Source organism: Ferruginibacter profundus, from assembly GCF_054783275.1.
The window spans coordinates 366,378-382,659 of the sequence record NZ_BAAGQW010000003.1 but is presented as its reverse complement, the minus strand read 5'-3'; the positions used below and the strand labels follow the sequence as shown (position 1 = coordinate 382,659).

Sequence of the window (16,282 nt, the reverse complement as noted above, 5' to 3'; positions counted from 1 at the left end):
TTGGCAATCCTTTTTTAGGATTTAAATTGCTGTACTAAATAAAAACCTTATGAGTAAAAATATCTACCTCCCATTCCTTTCTATACTATTCTTTTCCTGTTCCGATTACCTGCCTTATTCATCGGCCCGGCAAACAAAATCAATTACCGATATTCCATTGAAACAATCATCTGAAAATGTTGATTGCTTTCTCAATAATCAGACTCCTGCTAAACCATTTTACAAAATAAATATTGTGGAAGTAACAGGAACTGCCAATGCAAGCTACGATGAATTAATTATTTCATTAAAAAATAAAGCTAAGCAGGAGGGCCTGGATGGTGTAATGATTTTAGATAAGCAACAGGAGATTGCCTACGAAAACCTGAATCAGAAAATATACCTGAAAGATACCACCTCTGCTACATATTACAGGCAATTAGCTACTCCATATCAAAAACTAAGTGCAGTAGGCATAAAATATGCGGCAAATATAAATTACCTGGATACTATTGTAAAAGCTACTGCAATTGAATGGGGAAATAATGACCATAAAATTAATGGTACAATTCAATTTGATTTCTACGGTAATCCGGTAACAAGCGGTACCAACCTGGTAGAAAAATTTTACAGCGATAGCATTGAGCCTTTTGATATTACCAGGCACAAAAATGCAGCGGTTAAAGACTGGCAGTATAAAATGAACCCCATACTTACCGATGAAGTGGCTGCATTTAAAAAGGGTGCAGAAGGTTACGAAACAATACTTGCAAAGGCAGATGAAACTGTTGCAGACAAATTTTATTATAAAATCTCTGATCCCCTATCGGGCAAGGTTAAAAAATATACACTGGTAAGTGAAACGGATGCTGCAAAAAGAATTACTAAAAAAACATTACTTCAAAAAAGCAATGTAGTTTGGGTTGAAGAAATTTATTACAACAAAAATATAGCAACCGGCAGTAAACGTTATCGTATCAATAATAATAAAGAGGAAATAATTTTTACAACTACTAACCAGTTTTATTCGGTGAATGATCTGCCGACGCCTTTGTAATAAATTGAAGCAGCAATAATTCTTTATACTATTCCCTTTCAATTAAAACGGTAATGGGTTGCCTGCGATAGGCTTTTACCGGTTTACCATCCTTAATTGCAGGAATCCAGTTAGGAGAAAGCTTCATTACCCTTTCAACCTCGGCTCTTATCAACGGGTTAATTTTACTTTTGTTCTCCGTAGTGATATCACATAAGCTACCATCTGTACAAACAATAAATTTTACCACGGCTGTTTGCTGAAATACTTTCTTATTGGCCGGAAATTTCACCTTGTCTGAGAACTTATCAATATCAAGATTATTCATTAAAAAATGACCTCCATGCTGTATCGCCCCCGGTAAATTCAGCCTCTGCTTCAACTTCGTCAAAAATAACTGTATTATCTTTTGATACATTTTTTTTGCTTGCCGGCCGATGCTTAACCTGGGCATTTGATAGATATCCGCAAGTAAGAAAAAACAATATTCCAATTATATATTTCATAAGCGCTCTTTTTTATAAAAATATTGCTCTTACCGCAAACTTATTCCAATTACCTCATTTTTAATTACTAATGTAAATAATCAACCGCCCTTGCTAGGTATTAAACGTTACCAGGTTGCACAACATCAGTTATTAATGGTATATAATTATAAAATATCTAAAAAACGGCACTTTTTTTGCTGATATTTTAATTGATATCCTTGTTCGCTGTCGGGTACATCCCTTATCATCCAATAAAACTATGAAATTAAACCTCTACTCTAATAAGATACTGGGCTCTGGTATTGCACTTCTATTACTTTCTTTCATCACCATTATTATTTTCTTTGGTTACGAATACAAAAAGGTAAATGACACCGCTTTACGTGTGGCACATACCCAGGAGCAGTTACTGCATTGCGAAAAAATCATGTCGTTGGTGGCAGATATTGAAACAGGTACAAGAGCTTATTTAATTACAGAGCAAAGCATATTCTTAAAGCCGGTAGAAAGATCACAGAAAGAAATTTTTACCGAGATCAATTTATTAAAGACATTAACCATTGATAATCCTGCACAAAAGTTCCGGATCGATTCCCTCTTATTTTACGCCGACAAAAGAATTACACTTTTTAAACGCATTAAAGCCAGTTACGAAATTTTTGGTGTGAATGCGGCCAGGGAAATGGCAGAAAGCGGGGAAGGGAAATTGTATTCAGATCATATCCGTTCCCTGGTTGATACCATACAACGTGAAGAAGATATTTTACAGGCAGCTTATAAAGCAGATAACGAAAAAAGTATCCGGAATATAGACCGGATATTAATGTTAATAATCGTGGTCATTCTCTTGCTGTCGGCTGTATTTATTCAAAAAGTAATAGCAGATAATGTGGAAAAAGGAAAAGCAGCGGCAGCTTTAAAAAAGATGAATGATGAACTGGAACAGAGAGTAGCGGACCGGACGCAGGCACTGGATAAAAAAGAAAAACTATTCCGTGCATTGGTAGAAAATAACGAAGGTATCATCCTTTTGATAGATGAAAAATTGAATGTGCTGTTTCGTAGTGCTTCCACTGCACTTATCACGGGCCGGGTATTTGAGGAAAATGAGAAAATTGCCATAGCTGAATATTTACATCCCGAAGACAGGGCAAAGCTTAGCACATTGATAGCAACAGCGCTTGCAAGTCCTGCAATAGCAATACAGGTATCCGTTAGGGTGAGGCATCTGGATGGCCATTATATCTGGCTGGAAGGGGTAGTAAAAAACATGGCCAACGAACCGGCCATAGGAGGTATTATTATTAACCTGAGAGATATCAGCGAACGAAAAAAGGCAGAACAAAAAATTATTAAGGCAAACCGGTTGTATTATTTTAACAGCCAGGTGAACCAGATGATTGTGCGTACCAAAGATGAAAATACCTTGTTCAGGGAGGCCTGCCAGATTGCAGTAGGCGAAGGCCGTTTTAAAATGGCCTGGATAGGTATGATAGATGATGCAACAAAAACAGTGATACCGGTAATGCACGCCGGCGATGATAGTGATTACCCTTTTGTTATGCGCCTCATATCAGTTGGCGATGATGCTGAAAGCCGGGGGCCGGTCGGCACTGCCTTACTCCAGGGAAAATACATTGTTTGCAACGATCTGGAAAACGATGAGCGAATGATGCCCTGGAAAAAAGATGCCTTGAACCGCGGCTATCAATCCTTTATGACCCTGCCAATAAAAAATTCAGGAAAAATAATTGGAGTCTTTTCTTTTTATACGCCCGTAAAAGAATTTTTTGATGCCGCAGAAATTGCATTGCTGGAAGAAGCTACCAACGATGTATCCTTTGCATTGGAAATATTTGAAAAAGAAAGGTTGCGTAATAAAGCCGAAGATGCTATTGTAAAAGCGGTGGAGCGCTACGATATTCTTGCAAGAGCCACCAGTGATACCATCTGGGATTGGGATATTGTAAATAACACGATGCACTATAATGATGGCATTGCCCAGATGTTTGGATACAGTGCTTCGGAAGTGGAAAATGTGGTAGACTGGTGGAATGAAAAATTATATCCTGATGATTTTAAAAAAGTGACAGAGTTGATTGAAGAAGTTTTTGAAAAAGGATTACAGAAATTTCATATCACCTACAGGTTTCGCTGTGCAGATGGTGCTTACAAATATATTTTTGACAGGGCCTATGTACTTTTTGATGAAAGCGGTAATCCATGCAGGATGATTGGCGCCATGCAGGATATCACTTACCACGTTGATGAGGAATTGCGGATTTCAAAAGCCATCATTGATGCGCAGGAACAGGAACGACGTTTTATTGGCGGAGAGTTACACGACAATGTAAACCAGATACTGGCTGGTTCTTTACTGGCATTAAGTATGGTAAAAAGCAGTAAGAGTTTAACTAAAAAAACGCTGGAATATGTTGAAATGGGTAAGGCCCATATTTTTAATGCCATCGAAGAAGTGAGAAAACTATCGCATAAACTGGCGCCTGCTTCTTTTGATGATACTTCTTTAAGGGATGCTTTTGAAAATCTCCTGCAAACTTTTAACGTAAACAACCAGTTTAATATCAAATTTGAAATGGATGATGCCTGCAATACTGTTAGCGGCGATGTGCAGATCAATTTATACAGGATAGTTCAGGAGCAGATAAAAAATATTGTTAAGTATGCCGCGGCAGACGAAATTGAAATTTCAGTAAAGCAATCAGCCCAGGCAATAAAAATGCGGATCAATGATAACGGTAAAGGCTTTGATATAAAAACTGTAAAAAAAGGGATCGGCCTCAGTAACATCAAAAAAAGAGTGGAATCTTTTTCAGGAAAATTTACGGTAAACGCTGCAGCAGGAAAAGGTTGCGAAATAATAATAGAGATACCATTGCCGGGCAATTCAATGCAACTGCCTGCCAGGCGTTCAAAAAAGAAAATGAACCTCTGATAAAAAATAGTTACAGTGCCGGAGGCGTTGTCATAAAATCATCCAGGTCTCTCTTATCTTTTTTAGTAGGCCTGCCCTGTTTGCTCATCCGTTTACCTGTATGAAAAACGGCTGCCTGAAATTTAATACGGTCTAATTCCTCAGGGGGGGTAATATCTGTATAGTATTTTATTGCTTCACTGTATTGTACCCGGTGGTCAAGCAACCCGGTAACCTTAATTACCCAGCGTTTGGCTTCAGTCTTTACCTCATACTCATCATTTACATTTACAGCCCTGGATGCTTTACAATTATCGCCATTCCATTTTACCTTTCCGTTATCACAGGCATCTCCAGCCTGGCTTCGGGTTTTAAACAACCTGATGGCCCATAAATATTTATCTAAACGTAGTTTTTCCTTTTCCATTTGTCAAAATTAAATCCTTTTCGCCAAGGGTTGCCACCTTTATAAGGGCTTTAAAAATTATAAGGCAGCTAAAAGGTTGGTAACCTTTGTACTCTTTTACACCAATGGTGATTATCAGTTAATGTATTTGCTTACTTTTATTGCCTAAATTAATACATATGAAGTTCAGGATTATTGCACTCAGTTTGTTTTTTGTTTTTATAGTTCACCTGGTACCGGCTCAGCGTCGCATTAACTGGACGCCTGATGGCAATGCCTATACCAAAATAAAAGAAGGAAGTATTGTAAAAGTAGATCCTAAAACGGATGCTGAAACCGTACTTATTAAAAAAGAACAATTAACCCCCACAGGAGGCAAAGCCCTGTTTCCGCAATCGTACGCTTTCAGTAATGATAATTCTAAACTGCTCATCTTTACCAATACAGTAAAAGTATGGCGTTTAAATACCAAAGGCGATTACTGGATCCTTGATATTGCTTCAGGTAAGCTTACCCAGTTGGGTAATGGCAGGCCACCAAGATCTTTAATGTTTGCAAAATTCTCTCCCGATGGAAAGAAGGTAGGCTATGTAAGCGAACACAATTTATATGTGGAAGATGTAGCTACCAATATCATAAAAAGATTAACGGCCGATGGTACCCGGAAACTGATCAACGGCACGTTTGATTGGGTGTATGAAGAGGAATTTGGTTGCCGTGATGGTTTTCGCTGGAGTCCCGATGGAACCAGGATTGCTTTCTGGCAGGTAGATGCCACCAAGATCAGGGACTATTATATGTTGAACACTACCGATAGTAATTACTCCCGTGTAATTCCTGTTGAATATCCTAAAGTAGGAGAAGCTCCGTCTCCGGTTAAAATTGGTGTGGCTGAAGTAAATTCGGGCACCATCCGCTGGATGCAGATTGAAGGCGATCCGCAACAGCATTATCTGCCCCGTATGGAATGGACAGGCAACAACGAATTAATTGTACAGCAACTCGATCGCAAACAGCAGGAAAGTAAACTGATGTACTGCAATACCAATGACGGCAGCGCCCGTACTTTCTGGGCAGAAAATGACGAGGCATGGGTGGATTTAAACTCGGCAGATATTTTTGGTGAGCCGGGCGGTTTTTCATTTATTAATAAAGGCCAGGATTTTATCTGGGTAAGTGAAAAAGACGGCTGGCGTCATATTTATAAGATCAGCCGTGATGGAAAGACTGAAACTTTAATAACCAAAGGCAATTATGATATTGAAAGTATTAAATGTATTGATGAAGCCAATAACCTGATTTATTTTACAGCATCTCCAACTAATGCCACACAATTGTATTTGTATAAAATACGTATTGAAAACAAAGCAGGTCTTTTAGATAAGTTTAAAAAACAGAAAGAAGATGCTGAATTAGTAAGTGCAGAAAATTTAGTAGGCACACATAGTTACAACATTTCTCCTAACGGAAAATTTGCCACGCATTCATTCTCCAATTACAATACACCACCGGTAAGAGAGTGGATAACATTGCCGGATAATAAACCAGTGAATGCAGCAAAAAGTATTGCCGCAACCATAAAAACTGACAATGAGAACGACGTGGAATACCTGCAGATAACTACTGAAGACAATGTAACCGTTGATGCATGGATCAATAAACCAAAGAATTTTGACCCGTCAAAAAAATATCCTGTTATTATGGAAGTGTATGGCGAGCCTGCAGCATCTACTGTGCAGAATAGTTACGGGGCACATAGCAATGGTTTATACAATGGAGATATCAGGGCTGATGGATACATCCAGGTATCCGTTGATAACCGTGGTACGCCTATGTTGAAAGGCGCTAAATGGCGTAAAGCTATTTACAGAAAAATTGGTGTTATTAATATCCGTGACCAGGCAATGGCCATGAAAAAATTATTGGAAGCAAGACCATATATGGATAAAGACCGTGTGGCCGTTTGGGGATGGAGTGGCGGAGGTTCATCCACACTTAATTTAATGTTCCAGTACCCCGAAATTTTCAAAACAGGTATTTCGGTTGCAGCAGTGGGCAACCAGTTAAATTATGATAATATTTACCAGGAACGCTACATGGGATTACCACAGGAAAATATGCAGGATTTTGTAAATGGCTCGCCCATTACCCACGCTAAAAATTTAAAAGGCAACCTTCTGTATATTCATGGTACCGGCGATGATAATGTACATTACGATAATGCAGAACAACTGCTTAATGAACTGATCAAATACAATAAACAATTTCAGTTTATGCCTTACCCTAACCGCACACATAGTATTTCTGAAGGAGAGGGTACATCGCTGCACCTGGCAACTTTATACACTACCTATTTAAGGGCGCATTGCGAACCCGGGGCAAAATAATGCAGCAAATTCTTCAATCATAAATGGCGGTATTTTTTACCGCCATTTTTATTTTTAATTATCCTGTTTAAACCATTCTGCATTTGTAAAGTCTGAATGGTATTAAACAAATCTTTATGAAAAAATATGTTGTAAGAATGATGATGGCATTGATGATAGCAATATCATTTACTGCGGCAGCCGATGCGCAAATTGTAGTTAAGATACGGCCTGTGGCGCCGGTGCTCCGGGCAAGGCCTCTTGCTCCTTCACCTGCACATGTATGGGTGGGTGGTAATTATGTATGGCGTGGCGGGCAATATGTGTATGAAGAAGGTTATTGGGCAACACCACCAAGGCGTGGCAGTATATGGATTGAAGGCCACTGGAAACACAGAAGAGGTGGCTGGGTTTGGGTACCGGGCCATTGGAGAAGGCGCTAAATGCAGAAATAGTTTTAACGGGTCATAGATGTAAGTGAAGCCTGCCATGTGCAGGCTTCCTTGCGTTATATAATGTTGTTAAAGTTTTACTTTGGCATAATGTTAGCTTTAGTTGGTACGTTACTACAAAAATCAACACATGAAAAACTTACTGGCAACTTTATTTATTTTTTCTGCTTTGTCTGCAACGGCACAAAGAAATAAACTGAGCGATGATCATGAAAATTTTTTCCGCTTTGGTGTAAAAGGTGGTGTTAATGTAAATAAGATCACCGGTCAATCTTACAAAAGCGGTTTCAATTATAACTACCAGTTGGGGGCCTTCATGCAATTTAATTTTGCCAGCAGGATAGGCATACAGCCCGAAGTGAATTTTGTACAGACTTCAACAGAGTTTACCAATGATCCTAATGATATTTACAATGATATTTTCAGGGATGGCAGCCAGAAAAAATCCAAACTGAATTACCTGGAAGTGCCGGTACTATTAAATATAAGTATTGGCCCGAGCAAAAGAGTGAAACTACAGCTGGGCCCTGCTTATGGCGGATTATTATCGCAAACAGTGGATAGTTTAAAAAATAATGGCAATATTTATAAAAATGCCGACTGGAGTGCCATTGGTGGCTTGTGGATACAACTTCCTTTTATTAACATGGGTGCAAGATATAAACTCGGTTTGTCAGATATCAACAATATCGACAACCAGCAAACCTGGAAAAATCAGGCTATACAGGTCTTCGTTGGCGTTACCTTTTAACATGGCCTGGCGTTGCGAACGCCCTCGTTAAATCTCGTCTCACCATCTCAGTAAGCATAAGATCACCTCCAGCCCGGTCACCCTTAATGAGATGGTTTTGGTTTTTTTAAAATGACTTTGTATTTTACATAGTATAATCACCCGCTATGCAAAATATTATACTTGAAAATCTATTACTGATAGATATTGAAACGGTACCCGAACATCCTTCTTTTGATTTATTAAGCGACGACTGGAAACAACTGTGGGAAGAAAAAACGGTACGAAGTTTACCCGATTTTACTTCTGCTGCGGAATTTTATCCGCAACGTGCAGGTGTAATGGCCGAGTTTGCAAAAATTGTTTGCATCAGTATCGGCTACTTCACCAAGCAGGGTAATGCATTACAATTACGTTTAAAATCTTTTTTTGGCGATGATGAAAAGAAATTGCTGCAGGAGTTTATTACTACGGTAAACCAGATGGAAACAAAAAATAACAAGTGGAGTTTTGCAGGGCATAATATCAAGGAGTTTGACATCCCTTTTATCTGCCGCAGGCTTATCATAAATGGTTTACGCATTCCTGCCTACCTCGATTTTCAAAATATGAAACCCTGGGATACCAATACAGTTGATACGTTTCAATACTGGCGCTTTGGCGATTATAAAAACTATACTTCATTAAAACTATTAGCGGCTGCATTAGGTGTACCTTCTCCCAAAGATGATATTGATGGCAGCATGGTGGCAGAAGTATATTGGAAAGAAAAGAACCTGCAACGCATTGCCACTTATTGCCAGAAGGATGTGGTAACCACCGGCAATATTATTTTAAGGTTGAAGAATATGGAATTACTGAAAGAAGAACAGGTAGTTGTGGTGCAATAAATAATTATTTCATTAAAAAGCCCCCAACGAGTTAGGGGCTTTTTAATGAAGACTTTTATATTTTACTGAACGATTACTTTTAATGTGGTTACATTATCTGCATCTATCACTTTAACTAAATATAATCCTTTGCTCATGCCGGTGGTATTTATCTGCAAATGCGATTGTGTGGTATTGGTTTTATATACCATTTTACCATCTGCATTTAATACCTGTACGGTTGCCTGTTGGTTGCCGGTCCTGGCAATGTATACATTGATAAAATCTTTTGCAGGATTAGGTACTACTTCTGCCGTATAGTTAGAATTGAACAATGCTTTTTTAATATCAGAATAATCGTATTTGGCATCTTTATCCACTTCTTTAAGGCGATAGTAATTAATACCTCTCATCGGCGCATTATCATAAATAGCGTAATCAATACGATGAGAACTGTTGCCTGCTGCTGCAACTGTTGCAATGGTATTCCAGGTTCTGCCATCTACCGATCTTTCCACTATAAAATGACTGCTGTTAATTTCCTGTTCTGTACTCCAGGTGATCTTTGCACTGTTGTTAATCTTTTGAACAGTAAAGGAATTTAATTTTACCGGCAAAGGGCCACCCGCTGCATCATTCCTGGTATACCAGATAGGAGAAGTTACAATACGGCTGGTGCCATTGGTAATATCTATGTAATAATACCCCGTGGTGTTATCAGGCAGGTTAATATCTGTAAAACGCAAACTGTTTCCAATTACAGAATCGATTTTTACAGGCAACACACCACTACCCGGTACACCATACATTACCCTGATAATAGCTCCCGAAGTTGATGTGGTAAGATCAGTTAAATTAACTGCAATGTTGGGTGCAAACCTGTCAGCAATTAAAGAACCCATAATTTTTGTGTTGATGGTAAAATCAACTTTACTGTCACAATCCTGGGTAGCATAAAAATTCATATTCTTCATACCGGTAACAAGCGCTGTTTTTGTTAATGCCGGAGCAACAATAGCCGTTCTGGAATATGTGGTATGGCCAAAAGTAGTATTGTGATTATCATGATCGATAGTTGGGCCAAGGTGATAGCCTTTGGATAACATCGTTTGATAATACCATAAGTAGGATAATGATGAGCCCGGATTAGAATAAGTAGTATTGGTGGTTGTAGCAGGGCCACTTTCTACCGCTGCTCCTGTAATGGCACTGTCTGCAACAATATCATAAGCTGTACCGGCAATATTATTATAGTCGGTTAAGTTAGGATGCGCCAGCGTGGCAAATGTATTGGTTGCCTTATTATCATTCACTGTTTTAAACAAACCTGTATTTCCGGTGTAGGTACTTTTCGGAACGTATACGTCGTAGTTATTAGCGCTGCCCCATGCACCGCTGCCGCTTTCCCAACCCCAAAGGTTATCCATGCCGTCACCATAGATTACCACGTGTCCGCCGCCGCTTATCACACCCCATTCCATACCATATAGTGCCAGGAAGCCCGGATGTGCATTGGTGAATGTGGTAGCTTCATTAACACCCAGGTGGTAATTAGTAACCGTATTGCCCGGGTTGTTTACTGTAGAAAAATGGTTGTGTTCAGATATACCAAGGTAATCCATACACTGCGCTGTCATCGCATAGGCGTAATCGTCAGTAGGTGTATAGCCCGGGTGATCCTGGTTACCATCAGAATAATCAGAATGAGAATGCAGGGTGCCGAAATAATAATTATTGGTAAGTACATTGCCGGTAACAATGCTGTTGTTTAATGAAGCCCCGGTGGCATATTTTGTACCACCTGAACAATTCTTATTAGCTGCAAACACAAAGTAATAATAAGTGGTGTTTGCAGTAAGGCTGGTAGAAAGAAAAGTAGTAAGGCTGCTGTTGGCAACAACTATGCCACCGCCAAAAGCATCTCCCACAGCGTAATCGGTATTATCAACAGGAGTAGCTGATAATGTTGGCGACAAACTCTGAATCACTAAATAATCATCAGCACCTGATATGCCTGTAAATGTTCCGGAAACGGCTGTGTTTGATGCGGTCAAATTAAGTTGTGCAGGTTGATTGGGTGGGGCAACACATGGAGGCAACGGTTGCGTTGTTTCAGTTCCCGTTAATGGAGTAACAGTATTGTATACCGGTCCGTTTACGCAGGAAGATGAATTTAAACTGAAAATGAAGAAATAGTACTGTGTATTGGGCTGTAAGCCGTTTGCAGTAAATGAAGTGGATGCCCCCCTTGATACTACCACAGCATTACCTAAAATATCTCCGGCATTATACACCTGTGCATTTACAGGGGTATTACTTAAAGTTGTCGCAGTACTTCTTAAAACCAGGTATTCATCTGCAGTAGTTGCAGTAAATGAACCCTGGATAGTATTAATAGTAGGTGCTGGCGGATTAAGGATTAATCCTGTTGGTTGTGATGCAGGGGCTGCACATGGCGGCAGGCCGGCTATAGTACTTGCCGTTCCGTTAAGCACACTGGTGGTGTTATACAATGGTCCGCCGGTACAAATACTGTTTAAAGGAAACACAAAGAAATAATATTGCGTAAGCGGGGTTAAGCCCGTTGCTGTAAAGCTGGTACTGTTACTTCTGGATACCACAGTGCCGTCTCCAAGATTATCACCAACGTTATATATCTGTCCGTCAATCGGGTTACCGGTAAGGCTGCTGTTAACGCTGGCTACTACCAGGTATTCATCCGATGCAGGTGCAGAGGCCGTAAAACTTCCTGCAATGGATACATCAGTTATTGTTCCAAAACTTAAGTTGGTTGCAGGAGCAGCAGGACTTGCGCATGGTGTGGTAGCTACTGCTGTAACATTTAAATTATCGATACTGATTTTAGGCCTTGAACCTGAGCCCGTGTTGCCGCTGCCGTTATGATAATAAAATCTTAACCTGGCAGTAGCACTGTTATTAAACATTGCAGGCAATGCAATATTTGTTTTAGAACCGCTGATGGGAACGTTGTTGGTAAAATCCAGTACATCTGCAAAAGGCAATTCAGTAAATGTAGTACCATCTACAGTTGCATAAACCCTCAATGAACCATTTCTGTTTCCTGTTGAATTATTGATGGTGGTATAGTCAAAACTCAATGTGCCTGCATTTACACCGGTAAAGTCCATATAAAAATCAATGGCAGCAGACGTGGTATTGTCTGGTGAACCTGTTGATAATAAAATAATAGATTGTGTGGGTGTGGTTTGATCAATAAAGCGATGTACACCACCTGAAGAAGTGAAGGAATTGCTTTGAAAATTTGCAGTTGAAGCGGTTACTTTTATACCATCAGGGATGCTGCCAACTAAATTAGCAGAAAGGCCTCCAAAATGATTGGCACCGTTACCCGAGGTAAAGAAATCACCCCAGGTGCCAACATCAGTAAAGTCCTGCGTATAGCTTAAGCCGGGTTGCAGCCCCATAGGTACTGGTAGTGGAGTACAGGTAAATGCTTGTTGCGTACCATAAGTGGTATCTATTGTACTTACGCCATAGGCTTTGTAGTAATATCTTGTATTGGGTAAAAGTCCTGTAATATTTGTACTAAATACCCCTGCACTTAAATTAGAACAGGGAATTTGTATACCAGTTCCCTCGGGAAATCCGGAGCTCGTACTATATTCTATTCCATAAGCAATGATAGTTCCGCAGCCGGGATCATTTATAGTACCAGCTACTGTACCTGATGTTGCAGTAACAGCAGAACTGCCTCCGGTGGTTACTGTTGGTAAAGTATTTACACCAGCACCTGTAGCTGTTACAGGATAAGATGTAAGCAAACCTCCGCCAGTTAAATTAATTGTTCCGTTGTATGATTGTACTGCACTTGGATTAAATTTTACATAAATTACTTTTCCTGTAAAACTGTTTCCTGTATATGTAAAGCTTAATGTACTTGTATAGGTTCCACCTAACGTTTCGGAATAAGCGAATCCTGGAAGGGCTGCTAAAGATATTGCCGATCCATCAAGACTGTTGCCATCAAGGGTGAAAGAATTGGCGCTTGTGGTAGTGTTGATACAAACATTTCCAAAACCTGTCAAAGGGCCGGTTAATGTTAATGTTCCGCCACTTGCCGCATTTATAGTAAATGATTGTGTATTTGAAGCTGCTGCAGCGCCGGTTGTTGTAACGCCTACCAAAGCAACTCCCGAAGCAGCTAAATCAGATCCAGGTATAGCGGCTGTTAATTGTGTTGCACTTACGTAAGTAGTAGTTCTGTTGGCGCCATTCCAGGTTACAGTAGATTGTGTATTACTGAAATTGGTGCCATTTACTGTCAGGGTAAAGCCGGGATCACCAACATTCGCAACACTTGGAGAAATACTTGTAGTTGTAGGGTTATTATATATTCCTGTTAATTTTATATCATCAACCCTTATTGAAGCGGTACCACTTTTTACGAATCTTATTTTCAGGCCATTGATCTGGGCAGGAGCCGGTAAGCTCAATGCTTTTGATAAATACCATCCTGTGGCAGCAGTACCTGCTTCATTGAATAATGCAGCAGAAGTATTTGCAATAACTACCCATGCAGCCCCATCCCAATATTCCACAGAAAGCGCCGCATGCGAACCGGCAGTTTCTTTCCTGTATCCAAATTGCAGAACCAATGTATTATAAATTGCAGCGTTGATAGACTCAATGGAGAAACCATAGTTACCACTGGTAGAAGTGAAAAAAACATTTCCTCCTGCAGAAGCTCCGGTATAAGTTCCCGAAACACTTGTTATACGCACATCCGCAGGGTTAGTGGCGCCTCCATTAGAAAAAGTAAGTACACCATTATTCTGCCAGCCGGCATAGGCAGCAATGCTAGTAGTTCCTGCGGGAGTACCAATGTTTTCTGAAAAAATTGTTGTTTGAGAGAAGCCATTAAGGCCAAGTGAAATACAGTAGCATACTAATGCCAGAAATCTATACCTGAATAATTTTGCCATAGTAAGGTCTTGTTTAGTTTTAGTCGAACTTCAAAACTACCTTCATAAATCTACTTAACCGTATTTTTGGTGTAAAGAATTTATTAACAATTTGCCATCCTGTCAGCATTTAAAAACTGGCATTTTGTTTGACAAAGGAGCATTAAATAATAACAATCAATTATATGCAAAAAGGAAACATACGTGTACAGACAGAGAACATCTTCCCGATCATTAAAAAATTCTTATATAGTGATCATGAGATTTTTATAAGGGAATTGGTAAGTAATGCTATTGATGCCACGCAAAAACTAAAAACGCTGTCCTCCATTGGCGAAGCCAAAGGCGATTTAGGGGAATTAAGGATTGATGTGAAATTAGACACTGAAAAAAAGACATTGACCATCAGCGACAGAGGTGTTGGTATGACAGCGGAAGAGGTGGACAAATATTTAAACCAGTTGGCTTTTAGCGGTGCCGAAGAATTTTTAGAAAAATACAAAGGCCAGAATGAAAATAATATCATTGGCCATTTTGGTTTGGGTTTTTATTCAGCCTTTATGGTGAGCGATAAAGTGGAAGTGTTCAGTAAGAGTTTCAGGGAAGATACTAAAGCGGTAAGATGGGAATGTGATGGCAGTCCTGAATTTACTTTGGAAGAAGTGGAAAAAGAAGTAAGGGGAACAGATATTGTTTTACATATTAATGAAGAAAGTAAAGAGTTTTTAGATAAATACCGTATCGAGGCAATGCTGCAAAAATTTTGCAGGTTCTTGCCCGTGCCCATTTATTTTAAAGATGTAAATGAAAAACCTGAAGAATTAAAGGATGGGGAAGTGGCTCCGGAAGAGAAATCCATCAACAACCCAACCCCGGCCTGGACAAAAAAACCATCTGAATTAACCGATGAAGATTATATCAATTTTTATAAAGAATTATATCCCTATGGAGAAACGCCTTTATTCTGGATTCATTTAAATGTAGATTACCCTTTTAACCTCACCGGTATTCTGTACTTTCCAAAAATTAAGCAGAGCTACGAAATACAAAAAGATAAAATACAATTGTACAGTAACCAGGTATTTGTTACTGATGAAGTAAAGGAAATTGTGCCGGAATTCTTAATGCTGATGCATGGTGTTATAGATAGTCCCGATATCCCGTTAAATGTCAGCCGCAGTTATTTACAGGGCGATCAGAATGTAAAAAGGATCAGCAGCCATATCACTAAAAAAGTGGCTGATAAATTAGAAGAGATTTTTAAGAATGACAGGAAACAGTTTGAAGAAAAATGGGAAAGCCTGGGCTTATTTGTTAAGTACGGTATGATGACCGACGATAAGTTTTTAGATAAGGCTAATAAGTTTCATATTCTGCAGGATGCAAAGGATGATACTTTTTATACTTTGGAAGAATACAGGCTGGCAACAGAAACCCTGCAAAAAAATAAAGAAGGCAACCTTGTTATTCTCTACACCACCAATCCTGTACAGCAGGATGCCTACATACAGCAGGCAGTAACCAAAGGATATAAAGTGGTAAAGATGGAGACCATCATCGACAATGGCTTTATACAGCAAATGGAAATGAAATGGGAGAAGGTGCAGTTTGTAAGAGTAGATAGTGACATTACGGATAATTTAATTGACAAACAGGAAGGAGGTGATAGCGTACTAAGTAAGGATGATGAAGCTAAACTGAAAGAATTATTCGGGGTTAAAATTCCTGAATTAAACGTAACTGTTGAAGTAAAAGGATTAAGTAGCGATACGCCACCAGTTGTAGCAACAAGGCCCGAATTTATGCGTCGTATGAAAGATATGGCAGCGATGCAGGGAGCCGGTGGCATGGGAGCTTTTTATGCTAATATGCCTGATGAAGTTACCCTTACTGTAAATGGTAATCACGGCGTATATAAAAATATTTTAGCAGAAACAGAAAAAGAAAAGCAGGAAAAATTAGTACATAATCTTGCAGACTTAGCATTACTGTCTCAGGGCTTATTGAAAGGCAACAGCCTGACTAATTTTATAAACAGGAGTGTGGAGTTGATGAGTTAAGTATGGTATGCTGAAATT

11 protein-coding genes are annotated in these 16,282 nt (G+C 39.4%); 7 read left to right on the top strand and 4 right to left on the bottom strand.

Annotated elements, in window-relative coordinates:
- Window positions 1-49 precede the first annotated feature (49 nt).
- Window positions 50-1,036 (top strand): hypothetical protein, encoded by a 987-nt coding sequence (locus tag ACYVM0_RS21465; protein WP_460560539.1) that lies wholly within the window; start codon window positions 50-52, stop codon window positions 1,034-1,036.
- A 28-nt stretch (window positions 1,037-1,064) separates the two neighbouring features.
- Here the strand turns inward: ACYVM0_RS21465 and ACYVM0_RS21460 are convergent, their stop codons facing one another.
- The gene (locus ACYVM0_RS21460) at window positions 1,065-1,343 is read right to left on the bottom strand and encodes an energy transducer TonB (protein WP_460560537.1); all 279 of its coding nucleotides are present in this window, start codon (window positions 1,341-1,343) and stop codon (window positions 1,065-1,067) included.
- On the bottom strand, window positions 1,336-1,521 hold the full coding sequence (locus tag ACYVM0_RS21455) for a hypothetical protein (RefSeq protein ID WP_460560535.1): 186 nt from the start codon (window positions 1,519-1,521) through the stop codon (window positions 1,336-1,338). The genes ACYVM0_RS21460 and ACYVM0_RS21455 overlap by 8 nt, the downstream gene beginning before the upstream one ends.
- A 241-nt stretch (window positions 1,522-1,762) precedes the next feature.
- Between ACYVM0_RS21455 and ACYVM0_RS21450 the strand changes: the two genes are divergently transcribed.
- Entirely contained in the window at window positions 1,763-4,459 is a 2,697-nt protein-coding gene (locus ACYVM0_RS21450; RefSeq protein ID WP_460560533.1) for a PAS domain-containing protein, read from the top strand.
- Window positions 4,460-4,469: 10 nt separating this feature from the next.
- On the opposite strand, the gene ACYVM0_RS21445 is transcribed toward ACYVM0_RS21450, so the two are convergent.
- Complete coding sequence (locus ACYVM0_RS21445) at window positions 4,470-4,865, bottom strand: RNA-binding S4 domain-containing protein (RefSeq protein ID WP_460560531.1); 396 nt, start codon at window positions 4,863-4,865, stop codon at window positions 4,470-4,472.
- A gap of 158 nt (window positions 4,866-5,023) precedes the next feature.
- Between ACYVM0_RS21445 and ACYVM0_RS21440 the strand changes: the two genes are divergently transcribed.
- The 4 genes from ACYVM0_RS21440 (at window position 5,024) to ACYVM0_RS21425 (ending at window position 9,282) form a co-directional block, all read left to right on the top strand.
- A complete protein-coding gene (locus ACYVM0_RS21440) occupies window positions 5,024-7,231 on the top strand; it encodes a S9 family peptidase (RefSeq protein WP_460560529.1) in 2,208 nt (735 codons plus the stop codon).
- A 116-nt stretch (window positions 7,232-7,347) separates the two neighbouring features.
- Window positions 7,348-7,653 carry a YXWGXW repeat-containing protein gene (locus tag ACYVM0_RS21435; RefSeq protein ID WP_460560527.1) on the top strand — a complete coding sequence of 102 codons (306 nt, stop codon included), beginning with the start codon at window positions 7,348-7,350 and terminating at the stop codon, window positions 7,651-7,653.
- 139 nt (window positions 7,654-7,792) lie between these two features.
- A complete protein-coding gene (locus ACYVM0_RS21430; RefSeq protein WP_460560525.1) occupies window positions 7,793-8,413 on the top strand; it encodes a porin family protein in 621 nt (206 codons plus the stop codon).
- A 146-nt stretch (window positions 8,414-8,559) separates the two neighbouring features.
- Window positions 8,560-9,282 (top strand): 3'-5' exonuclease family protein, encoded by a 723-nt coding sequence (locus ACYVM0_RS21425; protein ID WP_460560523.1) that lies wholly within the window; start codon window positions 8,560-8,562, stop codon window positions 9,280-9,282.
- Between the two features lie 62 nt (window positions 9,283-9,344).
- Here ACYVM0_RS21425 and ACYVM0_RS21420 read toward each other — a convergent pair whose 3' ends face one another.
- Window positions 9,345-14,225: a T9SS type A sorting domain-containing protein gene (locus ACYVM0_RS21420; RefSeq protein WP_460560521.1), complete on the bottom strand. Its 4,881-nt coding sequence runs from the start codon at window positions 14,223-14,225 to the stop codon at window positions 9,345-9,347.
- Between the two features lie 164 nt (window positions 14,226-14,389).
- On the opposite strand from ACYVM0_RS21420, the gene htpG reads away from it, so the two are divergent.
- Window positions 14,390-16,264, top strand: a complete 1,875-nt coding sequence (gene htpG / locus ACYVM0_RS21415) for a heat shock protein Hsp90 family protein (protein ID WP_460560519.1) — start codon at window positions 14,390-14,392, stop codon at window positions 16,262-16,264.
- The last annotated feature ends 18 nt before the right edge of the window (window positions 16,265-16,282 follow it).

What these genes read in the sequence shown, in the direction of transcription:
- ACYVM0_RS21465 (WP_460560539.1), top strand. Translation starts at nt 50, where the DNA reads ATGAGTAAAAATATCTACCTCCCATTCCTTTCTATACTATTCTTTTCC.
- ACYVM0_RS21460 (WP_460560537.1), bottom strand. Translation starts at nt 1,343, where the DNA reads ATGAATAATCTTGATATTGATAAGTTCTCAGACAAGGTGAAATTTCCG.
- ACYVM0_RS21455 (WP_460560535.1), bottom strand. Translation starts at nt 1,521, where the DNA reads ATGAAATATATAATTGGAATATTGTTTTTTCTTACTTGCGGATATCTA.
- ACYVM0_RS21450 (WP_460560533.1), top strand. Translation starts at nt 1,763, where the DNA reads ATGAAATTAAACCTCTACTCTAATAAGATACTGGGCTCTGGTATTGCA.
- ACYVM0_RS21445 (WP_460560531.1), bottom strand. Translation starts at nt 4,865, where the DNA reads ATGGAAAAGGAAAAACTACGTTTAGATAAATATTTATGGGCCATCAGG.
- ACYVM0_RS21440 (WP_460560529.1), top strand. Translation starts at nt 5,024, where the DNA reads ATGAAGTTCAGGATTATTGCACTCAGTTTGTTTTTTGTTTTTATAGTT.
- ACYVM0_RS21435 (WP_460560527.1), top strand. Translation starts at nt 7,348, where the DNA reads ATGAAAAAATATGTTGTAAGAATGATGATGGCATTGATGATAGCAATA.
- ACYVM0_RS21430 (WP_460560525.1), top strand. Translation starts at nt 7,793, where the DNA reads ATGAAAAACTTACTGGCAACTTTATTTATTTTTTCTGCTTTGTCTGCA.
- ACYVM0_RS21425 (WP_460560523.1), top strand. Translation starts at nt 8,560, where the DNA reads ATGCAAAATATTATACTTGAAAATCTATTACTGATAGATATTGAAACG.
- ACYVM0_RS21420 (WP_460560521.1), bottom strand. Translation starts at nt 14,225, where the DNA reads ATGGCAAAATTATTCAGGTATAGATTTCTGGCATTAGTATGCTACTGT.
- htpG (WP_460560519.1), top strand. Translation starts at nt 14,390, where the DNA reads ATGCAAAAAGGAAACATACGTGTACAGACAGAGAACATCTTCCCGATC.